The organism is Micromonospora sonchi (genome assembly GCF_014646235.1).
GTDB classification, from domain to species: domain Bacteria; phylum Actinomycetota; class Actinomycetes; order Mycobacteriales; family Micromonosporaceae; genus Micromonospora; species Micromonospora sonchi.
The window spans coordinates 143,997-159,897 of record NZ_BMNB01000014.1 but is presented as its reverse complement, the minus strand read 5'-3'; the positions used below and the strand labels follow the sequence as shown (position 1 = coordinate 159,897).

The 15,901-nt window shown below is 71.8% G+C and carries 18 protein-coding genes; 9 read left to right on the top strand and 9 right to left on the bottom strand.

The annotated features are described in order from the left end of the window. The first annotated feature begins 4 nt into the window (after positions 1 to 4). On the top strand, positions 5 to 874 hold the full coding sequence (locus IEY61_RS16980; RefSeq protein WP_189045382.1) for a Rieske (2Fe-2S) protein: 870 nt from the start codon (positions 5 to 7) through the stop codon (positions 872 to 874). Here the strand turns inward: IEY61_RS16980 and IEY61_RS16975 are convergent. From IEY61_RS16975 to IEY61_RS16945, 7 genes are all read right to left on the bottom strand, one after another. Beyond that, positions 840 to 1,931, bottom strand: coding sequence for a PseG/SpsG family protein (locus tag IEY61_RS16975; protein ID WP_229705982.1), 1,092 nt, complete (start codon positions 1,929 to 1,931; stop codon positions 840 to 842). The two genes, IEY61_RS16980 and IEY61_RS16975, sit on opposite strands and share 35 nt — an antisense overlap. Then, entirely contained in the window at positions 1,928 to 2,662 is a 735-nt protein-coding gene (locus tag IEY61_RS16970) for a cytidylyltransferase domain-containing protein (protein WP_189045380.1), read from the bottom strand. The genes IEY61_RS16975 and IEY61_RS16970 overlap by 4 nt, the downstream gene beginning before the upstream one ends. Continuing rightward, complete coding sequence (locus tag IEY61_RS16965; RefSeq protein WP_189045378.1) at positions 2,659 to 4,500, bottom strand: class I SAM-dependent methyltransferase; 1,842 nt, start codon at positions 4,498 to 4,500, stop codon at positions 2,659 to 2,661. The genes IEY61_RS16970 and IEY61_RS16965 overlap by 4 nt, the downstream gene beginning before the upstream one ends. Then, positions 4,497 to 5,351, bottom strand: a complete 855-nt coding sequence (locus tag IEY61_RS16960; RefSeq protein WP_189045376.1) for a hypothetical protein — start codon at positions 5,349 to 5,351, stop codon at positions 4,497 to 4,499. The genes IEY61_RS16965 and IEY61_RS16960 overlap by 4 nt, the downstream gene beginning before the upstream one ends. Before the next feature lie 10 nt (positions 5,352 to 5,361). Beyond that, the gene (locus IEY61_RS16955; RefSeq protein ID WP_189045374.1) at positions 5,362 to 6,519 is read right to left on the bottom strand and encodes a DegT/DnrJ/EryC1/StrS family aminotransferase; all 1,158 of its coding nucleotides are present in this window, start codon (positions 6,517 to 6,519) and stop codon (positions 5,362 to 5,364) included. Beyond that, a complete protein-coding gene (gene pseB, locus IEY61_RS16950; protein ID WP_189045372.1) occupies positions 6,516 to 7,499 on the bottom strand; it encodes a UDP-N-acetylglucosamine 4,6-dehydratase (inverting) in 984 nt (327 codons plus the stop codon). The genes IEY61_RS16955 and pseB overlap by 4 nt, the downstream gene beginning before the upstream one ends. A gap of 179 nt (positions 7,500 to 7,678) precedes the next feature. Further along, positions 7,679 to 8,224, bottom strand: a complete 546-nt coding sequence (locus IEY61_RS16945; protein WP_229705972.1) for a GNAT family N-acetyltransferase — start codon at positions 8,222 to 8,224, stop codon at positions 7,679 to 7,681. 43 nt (positions 8,225 to 8,267) lie between these two features. Here IEY61_RS16945 and IEY61_RS16940 point away from each other — a divergent pair, with 43 nt between their 5' ends. The 8 genes from IEY61_RS16940 (at position 8,268) to IEY61_RS16905 (ending at position 14,211) form a co-directional block, all read left to right on the top strand. After that, positions 8,268 to 8,519, top strand: coding sequence for a phosphopantetheine-binding protein (locus IEY61_RS16940; protein WP_189045370.1), 252 nt, complete (start codon positions 8,268 to 8,270; stop codon positions 8,517 to 8,519). Further along, the gene (locus tag IEY61_RS16935; RefSeq protein ID WP_189045368.1) at positions 8,516 to 9,838 is read left to right on the top strand and encodes an AMP-binding protein; all 1,323 of its coding nucleotides are present in this window, start codon (positions 8,516 to 8,518) and stop codon (positions 9,836 to 9,838) included. The genes IEY61_RS16940 and IEY61_RS16935 overlap by 4 nt, the downstream gene beginning before the upstream one ends. Next, on the top strand, positions 9,831 to 10,589 hold the full coding sequence (locus IEY61_RS16930) for an SDR family NAD(P)-dependent oxidoreductase (protein WP_189045366.1): 759 nt from the start codon (positions 9,831 to 9,833) through the stop codon (positions 10,587 to 10,589). Before IEY61_RS16935 ends, IEY61_RS16930 begins: the two co-directional genes overlap by 8 nt. Further along, a complete protein-coding gene (locus tag IEY61_RS16925; protein WP_229705970.1) occupies positions 10,573 to 11,013 on the top strand; it encodes a hypothetical protein in 441 nt (146 codons plus the stop codon). The genes IEY61_RS16930 and IEY61_RS16925 overlap by 17 nt, the downstream gene beginning before the upstream one ends. A 229-nt stretch (positions 11,014 to 11,242) precedes the next feature. Continuing rightward, the gene (locus IEY61_RS16920; RefSeq protein WP_229705969.1) at positions 11,243 to 11,860 is read left to right on the top strand and encodes a SipW-dependent-type signal peptide-containing protein; all 618 of its coding nucleotides are present in this window, start codon (positions 11,243 to 11,245) and stop codon (positions 11,858 to 11,860) included. Positions 11,861 to 11,869: 9 nt separating this feature from the next. Beyond that, positions 11,870 to 12,502 carry a SipW-dependent-type signal peptide-containing protein gene (locus tag IEY61_RS16915; protein WP_268240655.1) on the top strand — a complete coding sequence of 211 codons (633 nt, stop codon included), beginning with the start codon at positions 11,870 to 11,872 and terminating at the stop codon, positions 12,500 to 12,502. A gap of 12 nt (positions 12,503 to 12,514) precedes the next feature. Next, the gene (locus IEY61_RS16910) at positions 12,515 to 13,726 is read left to right on the top strand and encodes a signal peptidase I (RefSeq protein WP_189045362.1); all 1,212 of its coding nucleotides are present in this window, start codon (positions 12,515 to 12,517) and stop codon (positions 13,724 to 13,726) included. 80 nt (positions 13,727 to 13,806) lie between these two features. Beyond that, a complete protein-coding gene (locus IEY61_RS16905) occupies positions 13,807 to 14,211 on the top strand; it encodes a hypothetical protein (RefSeq protein ID WP_189045360.1) in 405 nt (134 codons plus the stop codon). Between the two features lie 237 nt (positions 14,212 to 14,448). Here IEY61_RS16905 and IEY61_RS16900 read toward each other — a convergent pair whose 3' ends face one another. Both IEY61_RS16900 and IEY61_RS16895 read right to left on the bottom strand, forming a co-directional pair. Continuing rightward, on the bottom strand, positions 14,449 to 15,603 hold the full coding sequence (locus IEY61_RS16900) for a helix-turn-helix domain-containing protein (protein ID WP_189045358.1): 1,155 nt from the start codon (positions 15,601 to 15,603) through the stop codon (positions 14,449 to 14,451). Then, positions 15,600 to 15,752 (bottom strand): hypothetical protein, encoded by a 153-nt coding sequence (locus IEY61_RS16895; protein WP_189045435.1) that lies wholly within the window; start codon positions 15,750 to 15,752, stop codon positions 15,600 to 15,602. The genes IEY61_RS16900 and IEY61_RS16895 overlap by 4 nt, the downstream gene beginning before the upstream one ends. Between the last annotated feature and the right edge of the window lie 149 nt (positions 15,753 to 15,901).

Here is a 15,901-nt window from a genome sequence, read left to right as displayed (position 1 = left end):
GGCCATGCGTACGGCACTGATGAACAAGTTGGAGCGGGCGTCCGCGCTGGATCCGATTGGGGACCGGCTCCAGCCCAGGGTGTGGTCGCTGCTGCGGCCGCAACGGGTCAAGGACGCCTTGCACGGGGTGTGGCTGGGGCATCCGCTGCACCCGGCGCTGGTGCAGATTCCGATGGGCGCGTGGTTCAGCAGCGTGGTCCTCGACCTGATGCCGGGGCGGCGGACGCGCGGGCAGGAGCGGGCCGCCACGATCCTGGTCGCGGTCGGCACGGCGAGTGCCCTGCCCGCCGCGCTGACCGGCATCAACGACTGGTCATGGCTGTGGCAGGAGGAGCGGCGGGTCGGTTTGGTGCATGCTGCCACGAACACCCTGGCGGTGGCTGTCTACGCGGGCTCGCTCGCCGCACGGCTGCGCGGGCGGCACGGGCTCGGCCGTACGCTCGGCTTGGTCGGCTTGGCGGCGGTGAGCGCGGGTGGCTACCTCGGCGGTCACCTCGTCTACAAGCAGACCGCGCAGGTCAACCAGGGCACCCCGGACATGCACCGGGTCGAGTACGGGTGGCGCCGGGTGGCCGAGGTCGACTCGCTGCCCGAGGGCCAGATGCTGGCCCGGCGGGTCGACAACGTGCCCGTGGTGGTCTACCGGGACGGCAGCGACATCACCGTCATGCTGGCCCGCTGCGCCCACCAGGGCGGACCGCTCGACCAGGGGAAAATGATCCAGGTCGACGGGCAGGCCTGTGTCGTCTGCCCCTGGCACGGCAGCACCTTCCAACTGAAGGACGGCGAGGTCGTGCACGGCCCGTCCAGCACCGACCAGCAGGTGCTGCCCACGCGGATCACCAACGGCGTGCTGGAGGCCGCACTGCCCTGACCACGGGAAGGCGTTGGCGGTGCAGTGCGTCGAGTACCGCGTCGACGACCCGCGCGCGTCCCCGCCCGTCCACCGCCGTCCGGGCCCGCGCGGATAGCGCCGCCCGGCGTTCCCCGCTGGTCAGCAGCTCGTCCAGGGTGTGCGCGGCGGTCGCCCGGGTGGCCTGTCCGGTCGTCCCCGAAGCGGTCAGCGCCGGTAGTTCGCCGAGGCCGGCGGCCAGTCCGGCGGCGACCACCCGGCGGTACGACTCGCGTTGGTTGTCCACCACGCAGACCAGCGCCGACGGCGCGGCCAGGCAGCACAGCTCCCAGACCGACGTGCCGGCCGCGCTGACCACCAGATCTGCTCCGGCGATCAGGGCGGGCAGGGCGTCCGTGGGGGGCACCGGGAGCACGGCCTGCCCGGGGCCCGGGGTGAGCCGGGCCAGCCGGTCGGCCGTCTCGGGGCGGCCGGCGACGACGGTGAGGTCCATCGGGCGGCCGGTGGCCAGCAGCACCTCGGTCAGCAGCGGCGCCGCGCCGGCCGCGTCGGTGCCGCCGAAGAAGGCCAGCACGGTCGGTCGGTCCACCTGCATCGCGGGGCGGGCCGCCGCGGGGCGGGCCGCCAGCACCGAGTCGCGCAGCAGGGCGTACGCGCTGCCGGCCAGCAGCCGTCCCGCCGGCACCACCAGGTCGGTGCCGAAGTTCTGGTCGAGGTAGAGGTCGGCGTCCTGGCCCCGGGTGTCACCGTCGACGATCGCCAGGGTCAGCACGCCCGCGGCGCGCAGCGCGCCCGCCCCGGCCGGATCCAGCTCGTAGGAGTCGAGCACGACGGCGTCCAGCGCGTGCCGACGGGCCGCGGCGACCAGCCCGTGCGGGGTGTCCGGCCCGGGACGCAGCGGGATGCCCCGGGCGGCGAGCTGCCCGGCGGCCCAGTCGACGCCGGCCACCGCGCCGAACACTTCGACGGCGGCGCCCCGGGCCAGCAGTTCCTCGCCGAGGGCGAGACTACGGACCAGGTGGCCGACGCCGCGTTGTGGCCCGGCGTCGCAGCGCAGCCCCACGCGTACGGTGCTCAGGACTCCTCCAACCGCTTCTGCCGTACGGTCGCGTTGAGCGCGCGCAGCGCCGGTTGCCCGTCGAGCCAGTCGGCGAGCTTGGCCAGCGGCACGCTGACGTCACCGAAGTGGTCGACGACCGCGCGGACCAACTGCCAGTCCCGTTCGGTGTCCAAGGTGAGCCGTAGCGCTGACCGGTCCGGCGTGAGGGTCACGCCGAGCACCCGGAACAGCTCGGGATGAGCGTACGCGTACGAGGTGACGTGCACCCGGTGGTGGTCGGTGGCGAGCCGCTGCACCGTACGCAGCGCGCCGGCGCGGATGATCTCCACGTCCAGTCCGCGCGGCAGCGTACGGGCGATCGACGTGCTGGCGTAGTCCAGCCCCGGCACCGCCCGGTACACGGCGGCGACCAGCGTGACGATCTCCGGGTCCAGCAGCGGGCAGTCGGCGGTGAACCGCATGACAGCGTCTGCGGGATGCGCGTCGAGCGCCCCGACGAACCGGGTCAGCACGTCGTCGACCGGGCCCCGGTGCCAGGCCACCCGGAGCCGGTCGCACTCGGTGACCACCGCGTCGTCGCCGGGGTCCGTGCTGGTCGCTACCACCAGGTCGGCGAGTACCCCGCTGTCCTGGGCGGCTCGGATTACCCGACCGAGCACGCTGCGCCCGGCCAGCGGGCGGAGCACCTTGCCGGGCAGCCGGGACGAGCCCATCCGGGCCTGCACGATCCCTACGATCCGCTCGGTCACGTCCGTTCCTTCCGGGTGACGATCGCCCGGGCGCGGCGCGTGGCGGCCCGGGCGCCGCGCCTGGCCAGCCGGGCCGGGGTGATGGCCAGCCGGGCCGCCTTGTAGCCGAGCGTCCCGCTAAGCAGGTTGATCTTCGCCTCGGCCAGGCGCAGGGTGCGTTCCCGGGAGGCGAGCAGCTCCTCGGTCCACCGCAGCGCGGCGGCCAGCCGGGTGTTCTCGTCGCGCTGGCGTAGCCACGCCTCGCGTAGCTGCTGGTAGCTGCGCGGCCCGGGCGGCGGGTCGGTCGGCGTGACGGCGCGCAGGTCGGCCGCGAGCCGGACCGGCCCGTCGGCGTCCAGGCCGCGTACCGTGGCGCCGACGGCGGCCTCGGTCTCCACCGCGGCCTCCACCACGGCCCGGTCGAGGTCCCGTCCGGCCACGCCGCCGAGCACCACGGTCAGGCCGGCCACGTCCAGCGTGGAGGTCCACGGGTGGGCGTACCCGCCGGTGAGCAGGTCGGCGGAGAACCGCCACAGGGTCCTGGCCAGCACCACGTCGACCGGTAACGGTTCGTCGGCCCGCCAGGTCGGGTCGAGCACCGCGAAGCGGTCACCGGCGACGACCAGGTTCTCCGCCCCGGCCAGCGCCACCGCCCCGGTGAGCCGGCCGTCGTCGGCCTGTCCGGCGAGCCAGTCGGCGTACCCGCACAGCAGGTGCCGCAGTCGGGGCGTGTCGCGGCGCAGGCAGCCGTCGAGCAGCAGGCTGCGCAGCAGCCGCCCGTCGGGCACCGGTCCGTCCGGCGCCGCCGGGTCGCGGTGGGCGGCCGTCCGGATCGCGTACGGCGCGGGCGCCGGCTCGGTGCGGGCGTGCGGTTCGGTGCGGGCGTGCGGTTCGGGGCGGTGCCAGTGCCACCCCGAGGGCCCGTCGACCACCTCGACCACGGTGCTGCCCACCTCGCCGAGCCGCACCAGCGCCACCGGCAGCCCGTCGGCTCCGACGTGCTCGCCCATGTCAGCCGGTGCCGGCGTGGACCCGCTGGCGCTCGTCCGTCGGGCGAGCACCAGCCACGACGGCGCCAGGTCGGCGGCGCGCCCGGCGTGCAGCGCGTCCACCGCCAGCCGGGCCGGGTCGGCGAGCACGAACCGGTCGGCGAAGCCGCTGGTGCAGGCGTCGTGCAACACCGCGTCGAACAGCGCGTTGGTGGTTCGCCAGGACAGCTGGTCGGTGGCCAGCAACGCGGTGGTCAGGTCCGGGCGCGGATAGGCGGCATAGCAGGTGCCGGCGCGCAGTCCGGCGGTGGCCAGCCGGACGCGCACCTGGTCCAGGTTGGCCGGGCGGCCGGTGTCGAGCACCCCGTCGACCGTCCACTCGGGGTCGGCCCGACCGGCGTACCAGGCGTCGCCGGCGACCAACCGGTGCAGGCCGAGCGGGTTGGGGACGCGCAGCAGCAGTTGGCCGTCCGGGCGTAGGGCCGCCGCCAGCCGGGCCAGCAGCTCGTCCCAACACAGCCGGGGGCCTTCGACCGACTCGATCGCGCCCAGCCCGACACCGGCGATCACCACGTCGTACTGCTCGTCGGCCGGCAGGCCGGCCGACCCGGCGACCACCACCTGGTCGACCCGGCCGGTGACCGCCGTCGCGTCGCGGTAGCCGCGCAGCAGGCAGGTGACGCGGGCGTGGGCCAGTGCGTCGAGCACCGCCGGGTCGTGCGCCCCGACCAGCAGCACCCGGGCACCGGCCGGCACCAGCCGCGCCGCCAGCGCCGCCAGTGGACGGTCGGCGTGCTCGTCGGGCCGGTCGGACCAGGCCAGCATTTCGCCGCCGGGCAGCCGCACCGCCGGCGCCGTGCCGGCCGTCATGCCGCCTCCAACTGCGGCTGCGCCCGGTCCGGCGACTGCGTCCAGCCGAGCAGCTCCCGCAACGCTGCGGGCGGATAGCGGTGGTCGGTGCCCAGCTCGGCGTGGGCGATCTCCACGGCGGTCGGCAGGTGCACCTGTTCGCCGTGCAGCTCGGGCCACTGCCGGCGGATCCGGGCGGTGCCGCCGAAGGTGGGATCCTCCCCGGCCAGCGCCATCGGGTCGCCGTACACGGCGGGCTCGCAGCCGGCGACGATGCCGTAGAAGATGGCGCTGGTCAGCCGGTTGGAGGCGACCCGGGCGTGTCGGCGCAGCTCGGCGAGCTGGCGATCCAGGAACAACGGGTCGGTGTCCCGCCACCACTGGCCCCGGTAGCCGTGACAGATGACCCGGAAGCCGGCCTTCTCGTAGCGTCGGCGCACCCGGCGCATCCGGTGCTCGTGCCAGTACAGGCAGACTGTGACCGGACCGGGCTCGGTGTCCCGGATCCGCGCGATCAGCTCCTGGTGGTCGCCCTTGACGTGCTGGCCCTCCCAACCGTGGAACGGGTACCAGATGGTGCCTGCCCGTGGCGGCTGCGACTGATCCGCCGCGCGCATCGCCAGCAGGTAGCCGAAGGGCGCCCCGATCACGGTGACGTTGCGCCGCCCCAGCGACCAGGCCCGCCGCCGGGTCTGCTCGGACCAGAGCAGGCTCGGTGTCCGCTCGGCGTACGGGTGACCGGGGGCGAGACCGTCGCCGATGTTCCAGCCGTGCTGGACGTACCCGTTGATCCGCGGTGGGTGCCCGTCACCCAGGCCGGCGTAGCGGGCCAGGACGTGGGCGTGGCCGTAGAAGTGGTTGGCGTGGTGCATCGGCGTTCCCTCAGGCGGCCGACCGGATCGGCGCGCCGCGCAGCGCGGCGGCGAGCGCGTCGATCACCCGGTCCTGGTCGGTGTCGCGTAGCCCTGGGTAGAGCGGCAGCGACAGCTGCTGGGCGTAGAAGGCCTCGGCCACCGGGCAGCTGCCGCGCCGGTAGCCGAGGTCGGCGAAGGCGGGATGCCAGTGCGCCGGGATGTAGTTGACCTGTACGCCGATGCCGGCGGCGCGCATCCGGTCGTACACCTCGCGGCGGCGGCCGTCGAGCACCCGGACGGGGTAGAGGTGCCAGGCCGGTGTCGCCCAGTCCCGCCGGCCCGGGGTCAGCACGCCGGGCAGCTCCGCGAGGGCCTCGTCGTAGCGGGCCACCAGCTCGGCGCGGCGAGTGAGGAAGTCGCCGAGGCGGCGCAGCTGGCTGCGGCCCAGCGCGCAGAGCACGTCGGGCAGCCGGTAGTTCAGCCCGAAGGAGTGCACCTCCTGGTGCCAGCCGCCCTCGTCCGGCCAGCGCTGCTCGTCGCGTTCCCGGACCAGCCCGATGTTGCGGAACCGGCGGGCCCGCTTGAGCAGCTCCGGGTCGCCGGTGGCGACCGCGCCGCCCTCGGCGGTGGTCAGGTTCTTGGTGGGGAAGAACGAGAACGTCGTCAGGTCGGCCAGCGAGCCGACCGGCCGGCCCCGGTAGGTGGCCCCGATCGAGTGGGCGGCGTCGGCGAGCAGCAGCGCGTCGCTGCCGGCCAGCGCCGCGCGCAGCGCGTCGTAGTCGGCGGGGTGCCCGGCGTAGTCCACTGCGGCGACGACCCTGGTCCGCGTGGTGGTCGACGCGGCCACCGCCGCCGGGTCGAGGGTGAACGTCTCCGCCACCACGTCGGCGAAGACGACCCGGGCGCCCAGGGCCGCCGCGCTGCTGGCGGTGGCCACGAACGTCATCGGCGGGACGATCACCTCGTCGCCGGGGCCGACACCGGCGGCCGCGTACGCCACGTGCAGCGCCGCCGTGCCGCTGGTGACCGCGGCGACACCGGCTCCGCCGGCCCAGGCGGAGAGGTCCGCCTCGAAGGCGGCGACCTGCGGGCCGGTGGTGAGCCAGTCGCCGCGCAGGGCGGCGACCACGGCGTCGATGTCGTCGTCGGTCACCGACTGCCGCCCGTACGGGAGGAAATCGGTCATGCCGGCAGGCCGAGCATGTCGCGCAGCTGCGGCACGGTGAGCCACTCGTCGTTGGTGTCCGACTGGTACGCGAAACCGTCGGGCACCGGTTCGCAGCCGACCGGCGGCTGGTAGCCCCAGGTGGCGATGGTGGGCTGCACGATGAAGCGGTCCTTGGCGATCAGCGTCCGGCGACTGTCGTCCGGGGCGATCATCTCCTCGTGCAGCTTCTCGCCCGGCCGGATGCCGATCTCGTGGGTGGTGGCGTCCGGGGCGACCGCCTCCACCAGGTCGAGGATCCGCATGCTGGGGATGCGCGGCACGAACAGCTCGCCGCCCTGCATCTGGTCGAACGAGTCCAGGACGAACTGGACGGCCTGGTCCAGGGTGATCCAGAAGCGGGTCATCCGCTTGTCCGTGACCGGCAGGCTCCTGCCCTCGTCGGCGAGCCGGCGGAACAGCGGCACCACCGAGCCACGGCTGCCGACCACGTTGCCGTAGCGCACCACCGCGAACCGGGTGGGGTGCTGCGCGGCGTAGTGGTTGGCGGAGACGAACAACTTGTCGCCGACCAGCTTCGTCGCGCCGTACAGGTTGATCGGGCTGGACGCCTTGTCGGTGGAGAGGGCGATGACCTTCTTCACCCCGGCCTCGATCGCCGCGTCCACGACGTGCTGGGAACCGGTGATGTTGGTGGCGATGAACTCCGACGGGTTGTACTCGGCCGTGTCGACCTGCTTGAGCGCCGCCGCGTGCACCACGTGGTCGACGCCGTGCATCGCCCGGGTCAGCCGGTGCCGGTCCCGGACGTCGCCGATGAACCAGCGCAGCCGGGGGTCGTCGCCGAGCTGCTGGCGCAGCTCGTACTGCTTCAGCTCGTCCCGGGAGAAGACCACCACCCGGGCCGGGTCGGCCTCGGCGAGCAGGTGCCGCAGGAAGGTCCGGCCGAACGAACCCGTACCGCCGGTGACGAGGATGGACGATCCGCTCAGCTCACTCAATCTGGTGCTCCCGTGTTCGTCAATGATCGGGCGGTGCCTCGGCCGGGCCGGCCGGGTGGGAACGCTAAGGGCGACGGGTTAAAGGGCCCCGACCGTCCGGTTAACCGAAATCGCTGGGCCAATGAATGAAGGGCGCTCCGTGAACGCATGGTGAACGGCGCATGGAGGTGAATGGAAAATCAGCGGGCGCGGCGGTCGGCGCGATTGAGGGAGATGGGGACGACGATGATTTCCCGACCGTCGTGGATCTCCCGTCGACCCGGGCCTTCGGCGAAACGGAACCGGCGGTTCATCTGGCGGACCACGGTGTTGTGGGCGAGCACCTCGCCGTCCAGGCGGTCCAGTTCGAGCACGTCGAAGGCGTAATCGACCGCCGCCCGCATGACCGCCAGCCAGGCGGGCAGCGTGGCACCCCGTTCGGCCAGGCCGTCGGCATCCAGGTAGAAGCCCCACGAACCGGTACGCGCCCCGCCGAAGTGCAGGTCGAAGAAGGTGACCACGCCGCACGGCAGCCCGTCGTGCAGGTGGATCAGCACCCGACGGGTGGGATCGGTGCGGACGTCGCGCCACCATCGCGAGTGCTCCTCGGTGGTGATGACGTGACTGTTCTTGCTGGCCTGTCGATTGATTTCCTGATTACGCCAGGACAACATCAGGTTAACGTCGTCCCCGGTGGCGTCTCTTAGCACGTGCCGCTCGCTTTCGGCGTCCGTTCTGATGGTCACCGGGCACCCTAATTCCGAATCCCCTGGCTGTACACTCCGGCGCATGACGGAATTGAGCCGGGCGCAGATTCGCGAGCTGATGGGCCAGGTGTTGAAGAACCAGGGCAAGGTGCTGCCCGACGACGATGGTGCCGATCTGCGGGAGGTCGGTTTCCGGTCGCTGGACTTCTCCGAGCTGGCGCTGCGGGTGGAGGACGAGACCGGCGAGGAGCTGAACTTCGACGCCCCCGGGCTGCGGCGGATCGCCACCGTCGGCGACGTGCTCGACTTCCTCGTCGAGCTGCAGCGGCAGTGAGCAGCGCACCCGCCCACCCGGCCACCTCCCATCCGGCCGGCGCCGACAACCGGATCGTGGTCGGCGGCACTCCGACGACCTGGCGGGACCTGCCGGAGCTGACCCTGCCGGCGGCCCCGGTCGCGGTGCTCGCGCACTCCGCCCGGTACGCGCTCGCCGCCGCCCGCCACCACGCGGTGCACGGCGGTGAGCTGCTGCTCAGCACGCCCGGCCGGGTGGACGAGGCGATGCGCGCCGAGCTGCGTGACGCCGGTTTCACGGTGACCGACCTCGGCGCGGATGCCGCCGGTGTGGACACCGCCGCTGCGGTGGCACCGGCCGACTTCCGGCCGGTCGAACACGACCGGCTGTGGCTGCTGACTTCCGGCTCCACCGGCCGTCCCAAGCGGGTCGGGCACACGCTGGCGTCGTTGACCACCGTCCGGGGGGAGCAATCCGCCCGCACCTGGCTCTGCCCGTACGCCCCGGGTACGTACGCCTGGTGGCAGGTGGTGACGCTGTCGCTGACCCAGCCTGGGCAGGATCTGGTGGTGGTCGAGCCGGAGCAGCTCGACGACTGGCCGGCGCTGGCCGCCGCGTACGGTGTGGACGCCGCCTCCGGAACGCCGACCTTCTGGCGTCGGATCCTGCACCGCGATCCCGCCGGGCTGGCCCGGGTGCCGCTGCGTCAGCTCACCCTCGGCGGTGAGCCGGTCGACCAGCCGATCCTGGACCGGCTGCGGGAGGTGTTCCCAACGGCCCGGATCTCCTGGATCTACGCCTCCTCCGAGGTGGGCGCGGCCATCGTGGTGCACGACGGGCGGGCCGGTTTCCCCGCCGAGTGGCTGGACCGGGCGACACCCGGCCGCCCCACCCTCGGCGTACGCGACGGAGAACTGGTGATCACCTCGCCACACCACGCGGTGGGGTTGGCCGGGCCGGTGCACACCGGCGACCGTGCGCAGCTCGTCGGCGACCGGGTGCTGATCACCGGACGGCTCCACTCCGACGAGATCAACGTCGGTGGCAGCAAGGTCTCCGCCGGTGGAGTACGCGACGTGCTCACCGCCCATCCGCGGGTGGCCTGGGCCCGGGTCACCGGTCGCCGGGTCCCGCTGCTCGGCCACCTGGTCGTCGCCGAGGTGGTGCTCACCGCCGCCGCCCCCGCACCGCGGCCCGACTCGCCGACCGTGGCGGCGCCGACTGAGCCGACGGCGGTGCCGGACGAGGCGGGACTGGTGCGTTGGTGCGCCGATCGGCTTCCCGAGTACGCGGTACCGCGCCGGATCCGCGTACTGACCGAGATCCCCGTCAAGGAGACCCTGAAGAGTGATGTCTGACTCCGCCACCCCTGCTCTGCTCGTCCCGCCGTCCACCGTGGTGCTCGTCTCCGGCGGGTCGCGCGGCCTGGGCCTCGCCATCGTCACCGACCTGCTCGAATCGGGCCTGAAGGTGGCGGCCTTCGCGCGTACCGTCACCCCCGAGCTGGCCAAGCTCGCCGACGCCCATCCGGATCGGTCGCACGTCGACTCGGTGGACGTCACCGACCTCGCCGCCACGCAGGCGTTCGTCCGGGCGGCGGAGGGCCGCCTCGGGCCGATCGACGGTCTGGTCAACAACGCCGCCGTCGGTCAGGACTCGCTGCACGTGCACACCGCGAACGCCGACATCGCCCGGATCATCGAGACGAACCTGACCGCGCCGTTGCAGCTCACCCGCCTGGTGGTGCGGCGGATGCTGGCGCAGGGGCGGCGTGGCCGCATCGTGAACGTCACCTCGATCTGCGCGCAGCGCGGCTTTCCCGGCCTGGTCGCGTACTCCGCCACCAAGGGTGGGATGGATGCGGCGACCCGGTCGCTGGCCCGCGAGCTCGGCGGACGGGTGCTGGTCAACGCCGTGGCGCCCGGCTTCTTCGCCTCGGAGATGTCGGCCGTGCTCGGTCAGACCCAACTCGACCAGATCGTGCGCCGTACCCCGACCGGTCACCTCACCGAACCGGCGGAGGTGGTGCCGGTGGTGCGGCTGCTGCTGCGCGACCAGACCAACATCAACGGCCAGGCCATCGTGGTCGACGGTGCCGCCTCGATCTGAGTCGGCGAGCCGGTGGTCCCGCGCCCAGGGCCCGGGACCACCGCAGGTGTCCGCCCTGCTCGCTGCCGCGCACCGACACCTGCGGGTGGCCCCGGCCGTCGAGTCGGCCGACGCGGTCACCCGCAGCCACCTCGGCGACGGACGCTGCGTCGGCTGGTACGGCCCACCGGTGCCCGGCTGGCGGGTGGCGATCGACGCCGAACGCGCTGATGGTCCGCCGCCCCCGGCGTTGGCCAGCCGCTTCGGCGCCGCCAACTTCTGGGCCCGCTGGACCCGCACCGAGTGCCTCGCCAAGCTCACCGACATCCCGGTAGCCACCTGGTGGCACCGACACGGCCTGGCCGTCCCGCCCGCCCCTCGCTGGCGGTGGCGCACCCTGCCCCTGGCCGACCTGGTCGTCACCGTCGCCTTCGCCAGGGCGTAGGCAAGTCACCTCCCGCCGGCCGGCCGCCGCTCGGGGAAGAGCGACCCCTTCCGTGGGTGATTTCTGATGGTCTACGACCTTCGTCCATTAGTAGGTCTTATGGTGGCGAGCACGTGACAGGTGCCGCTACGTCCCTTCCGTCCGTTTGGCGCTCTGTTGCAGGTCCGGACAGCTAACCGCGTCGCACAAGGAGGACAAGACCACAATGAATCGACCGAGATGGATGGCAATGGGTGATTCGAGCAGTCGAGTACGCAGTCGCAAGTTCAAGGCCATCTTGGCCGGTGGGATCGCCCTCGGCCTCGGCGCGACGATCACCCTCGCGGCCTGGAACGACTCCGAGTACGCCACGGGCACGTTCACCGCGGGCACGTTCAGCATCGAAGGCAGCGTGGACGGCACGACCTACGCCGAGCACCCCACGCCCGCCGCTGCTGCCGCGCTGCAGTTCAGCACCGGCTTCGGCAACATCGCGCCCGACGACGTGGTGGCGGCGCCGTTCGCCGTCCGGCTGACCGCGGGCACGACGTACGACGCGACCGTGACGGTGGCGTCGGCCAGCCCCGATCCGACCACCTTCGTCGGCCTCACCTATGGGATCGCGACGGTCGCAGCGTTCGCCGACTGCGGCCCGGCACCCGTCGATCCGACCTGGATCGTGCCGCAGGGCACTGCGCTGGACGCGGTGGCTGACCCGGCGGTGCCGTTCAGTCTGACGCAGGGCGTTGATACTGCTACGCCTGGTGCTCCGGCATTCCTGTGTTTCGTCGTCACGGCCGATGACACCCTGGTGCAGAACTCGCAGGTCACCGAAACCTGGCAGCTTCTGGCCGAGTCTGTGGAGTAGGCGACGACAGTGGTCAGCCGTTGGGCGTCGGCCAGATCACCACGACTTCTCCGGACGCGTGCCGTACTCGCAGGCGCCCTCGTTCTCGGCATGGGAACGACGGTCACGCTCGCCGCGTGGACCGACGGCGAGTACGGCACCGCGTCTTTCACCGCGAGCACCTTCGGCACGGAATCGCAGACCGTGTCCAGCAGCTGGGCAAGCCACACCCCGGCGGGGAGCGCCGCGACGCTGGCGTTCAACGCGACGGCGATGTCACCCACGGTCTCGTACTACGCCTGGATCGACATCCGAACGACATCGACGACGAGCGTCGATGGTGCGGTCGAGCTGACGGGTTCGTCGAACAACTCCGGTGCCCTGGTGCCCGCGCTCGAGTACCGGGCGGTGCGTACCCCCAGCACCAGCACCACCTGTGCGGCCACCGCCTTCGCCGGCTCGCCGACGTGGATCGTCGGACCCAGCTATCTGGCCGTCACCTCGGTTCCCGGCTCACCGGTTTCGTCCGCCATCACCGCTCCGAGCGGTACGACGCCGGAGCTGCGGTTCTGCTTCGAAGTGCGGATCCAGTCCGGCGCCAGCAACTCGTACCAGGGTGCGAGCGCCATCGTCACCTGGCAATTCACTGCTACCTCCACGTAAAGGATTCATCAGATGGTAGGGCGAGTACATCAGTGGCAGGGGATCCTTTCCCGAGTCGGCGACCTGGTGCTGACCCTGCTCGCCGTCGGCGGGACGGTGTGCGTCGTTCTCGTTCCGCTGGCGTTCTTCTTCGACATCTCGCTCATCCTGTTCAAGACCGGATCGATGAGCCCGACCATTCCCGCCGGATCGCTGGCCGTGGTGCGGGAGATTCCCGCGTCCGAGGTCCAGGTGGGAGACATCGTCACCGTCGACCGCGACCCGCAGCCACCGATCACCCACCGGGTCGTCGAGATCGCCGACGGCAACGAATCGGTTCGCCTGCTCACCTTGCGCGGGGACGCGAACGAGTCCAACGACAGCGCGCCGTATGCGGTGACCCACGTGCGGCTCGTCGAGTGGTCGGTACCCAAACTCGGGTACGCGGTGCGCGCGGTGTCGAACGTGTATGCGATGAGTCTGATCACGATCGGGACCGCGGCGATCGTCACCTGGGCGTACTGGCCGCGCGGCACCGAGCCGCGGACGCGGCGCCGCACCGCGGTAGCGCGCCGTGACTCGACCTTACGGTGCATGTTCCTCATGGTGGTTGCGCTGCCGGGCGTCACCGCTGCCGTACTGGCGGCACCCGGCCAGGCCCGCGCAGTCGAGACCGAAGAGGTCATTCGTGGCAGATATCTCACCCTGATATCGATCGGCGACAAGGAGCGCATGACAAGCATGGCGCCGGGCGAGCCGGTGCCATGGCAGGTGGGCGTCCTGGCACATGCGAAACATGCCGGCACGGTGAAGATCACGCTGTCGGCGCGGGGCCCGCTCGCAGTCGACCCGGACGGGCTCCAGGTCAAGGCCGCCGTCTGCACCAAACGGTGGGTTGACGATGTCTGCCCAACCGGTCCAGGGGAGCAGGTTCTCGCCAACGGCCCAGCCACCAGACTGGTCGCACACCCGATCACCATCAGCAAGATGCCCTCCGACCAGCAGCGTTGGATCCTCGTCACCGCGAGCCTGCTCGCGAACTTCAGGGCCTCGGGGTCAGCGGACCTGACCGTCACGGCGACCGGTTTCGGGGAACGCCATTCGGCGGGCGGCAAGGTCCAACCGCTTCCGCGCACCGGCACCAACCTGTGGCCACCGGTGCTCGCCGGTGTCGGCGCGCTGCTCGCCGGCCTACTGCTCATGCTCGTCACGCGCCGGCGCCGGACCAGGGTGGATCAGTCGTGAGGCGCTGTCGGATCCCCGCCCGGCTGGCCGGGGAACAGACCGGCCGCGTTCGGCGGCGCTGGATCTCGGGTGCCGTCTCCGTGTTGCTCGCTGGCACTGTCGTTCTGCTCGCACCGCCACAGTCGACGCAGGCATCATGGACCGACACCGAGTACGGCTTGGGTTCCCTTCAGTCTGGCACGGTCAACCCACCGACCAACCTGCAGTGCAGCGCCGGCCTGCTCAATCCGCCGACCTTCACCTGGAACCTGCCCGTCGGCGGCCTGGCCCGCAGCGGCTTCACGTGGCGCCTGTCGGGCCCCTTCTCCGGAGGTGGAACTCTCGGCCCCAACGCCACCACGGTCACCGTCTCCGGTGGATTGCTGTCCATCGGAAGCGGTACCTTCCACCTCTACGCGAATGGTCCCGGCGGCTGGACATCAACAGAGGTCACCGGCACGGTCGGCATCGTGACGGGATTGATCTACTTCTGCAGCGTTCCTTAATCCGACAACGGGGCGGTGGCGACGAGGCGAGTTCTGGCCGGTGCGACGACCGGCCGATCAGCCTGAGGCGCTCTCACCCCGGCGTCGTCGCGCAGGATGCCGCACCTCGTGGTCTGCGCACGAGATGCCGCAACTCGCGGCCTCAGCGGGCCCGAACACCCCGACATGCCGCAACCCGCGCCGCCCGTAACCCAGGGACAGCATTACCAGGCGAATTGGGCAACCTGGTGGATCGGCTCAGGGTTGTCGGGTCAGGCCGATGACGGTGGCCAGTCGTGCCAGGTCGGCCGGTGCCGGTCCGCGTTGGATGATTTCGGCGAGGAGGGTACGGGCGACGGGGCGGCTGCGGACCTCGGCGGGGGCGATGCGGTCGGCGTCGAGGAGCGCGTTTCCGGCGTGGGTGGGGTCGCCGGTGTCGAGGTAGGCGCGGGCGGCGTCGATGAGGTGGGCGGCGCGGTGTTCGGGCGGTAGGCGTGGCCAGCCGTTGCTGCGGATGGCGTGTTCGTGTTGGTGGATGGCTTCGGTGGTGTCGCCGAGGTGGTGGGCGGCGAGGGATCGGGCCAGTTGGACGGCGGTTGGTCCGAAGCCGGTGTGGTGCGGGTCCGGGTGGCTGCTGCGCCGGTCGGTGAGGGTGGCGGCGTGGTCGAGTAGGTCGTGGGTGTTGCGGCGGTCGCCGGTGCTGGCGGCGGCGAGGGCGGCTTGGAGGAAGAGGGTTCCGCGTACGGCATCGTCGTCTGCGGTGCCGGTGGCGGTGAGGGCGGCGGTGAGGGCGAGTTGGTGGTGGCCGAGGGCGCGTAGGGCTTGGGTTACGGCGATGGTAGCGGTGGTGGTGAGGGTGGGGATGTCGGCGGCGGTGGTGGTGACGGCGCGGTCGGCGGCGAGCCAGGCGAGGCGCGGGTGGTCGAGTTTGATCAGCACGGCGGCGGTGATGCGGTAGGTGGCGGCGAGCAGGCTTCGGGTGCCGTGGGTGGTGTCGAGCAGACCGGGTAGGGCGTCGAGGAGTTGTGGGTAGCGGGCGTGTTGGTAGGTCATCCAGGCGTAGGCGACCTGCCGGCGGGCTTGGTCCGCGGTGACGGTGCGGTGGGGCCGATCGTGGTAGTGGGCGAGGGCGGCGCGGACCGCGTCGACTCCGTCCAGCTTGGGTGCGGTTGGTGGTGGTTGGCGGGGGCCGAGGAGGAGGTCGGGGTCGAGGCGGAGGACGTCGGCGATCTCTCGGATGACGGAGTAGCGGTCGAGTTTGCGTACGCCGCGTTCGATTTTGTCGACCCAGCTTTTGGATTTGCCGAGTCGGTCGGCGAAGGTTTGTTGGCTCATGCCTCGGTTGGCGCGTAGTTCGGCTACTCGTCGGCCGAGGGGTATCGAGTTGTGGTCGCGTCGGTGGGGGCGGTTCATCGATTGCCCTCCACCGGTGGCATGGCGTGGGTGGGCTCCCCGCAGCGTGGGCACCACCGCGACTTGACCTTGAACGCGAACAGCCCGGCCAGGAACCCCAGCAGCACCGCACTGAGCATCATCATCATCACCACCACCTCCATGATCACGACCTTTCTCACCTCCCAGTAAGGCCGGGAGTCGGGGTGGTATCGCGCCCCAAGACCCTGGCCATTCCGCCTCTGTGATGAGCGTTGGAGTAGGTCCACCCGCGGCACCCGTCCCGGAGGTGGATGTGTCACAGCGGTCGCATACGCCT

Bases quoted from the DNA above. Each gene is read 5' to 3' on its own strand.
- IEY61_RS16955 (WP_189045374.1), bottom strand. From the start codon at position 6,519: ATGACCGATTTCCTCCCGTACGGGCGGCAGTCGGTGACCGACGACGAC.
- IEY61_RS16965 (WP_189045378.1), bottom strand. From the start codon at position 4,500: ATGACGGCCGGCACGGCGCCGGCGGTGCGGCTGCCCGGCGGCGAAATG.
- IEY61_RS16900 (WP_189045358.1), bottom strand. From the start codon at position 15,603: ATGAACCGCCCCCACCGACGCGACCACAACTCGATACCCCTCGGCCGA.
- IEY61_RS16930 (WP_189045366.1), top strand. From the start codon at position 9,831: ATGTCTGACTCCGCCACCCCTGCTCTGCTCGTCCCGCCGTCCACCGTG.
- IEY61_RS16940 (WP_189045370.1), top strand. From the start codon at position 8,268: ATGACGGAATTGAGCCGGGCGCAGATTCGCGAGCTGATGGGCCAGGTG.
- IEY61_RS16910 (WP_189045362.1), top strand. From the start codon at position 12,515: ATGGTAGGGCGAGTACATCAGTGGCAGGGGATCCTTTCCCGAGTCGGC.
- IEY61_RS16960 (WP_189045376.1), bottom strand. From the start codon at position 5,351: ATGCACCACGCCAACCACTTCTACGGCCACGCCCACGTCCTGGCCCGC.
- IEY61_RS16980 (WP_189045382.1), top strand. From the start codon at position 5: ATGCGTACGGCACTGATGAACAAGTTGGAGCGGGCGTCCGCGCTGGAT.
- IEY61_RS16920 (WP_229705969.1), top strand. From the start codon at position 11,243: ATGGGTGATTCGAGCAGTCGAGTACGCAGTCGCAAGTTCAAGGCCATC.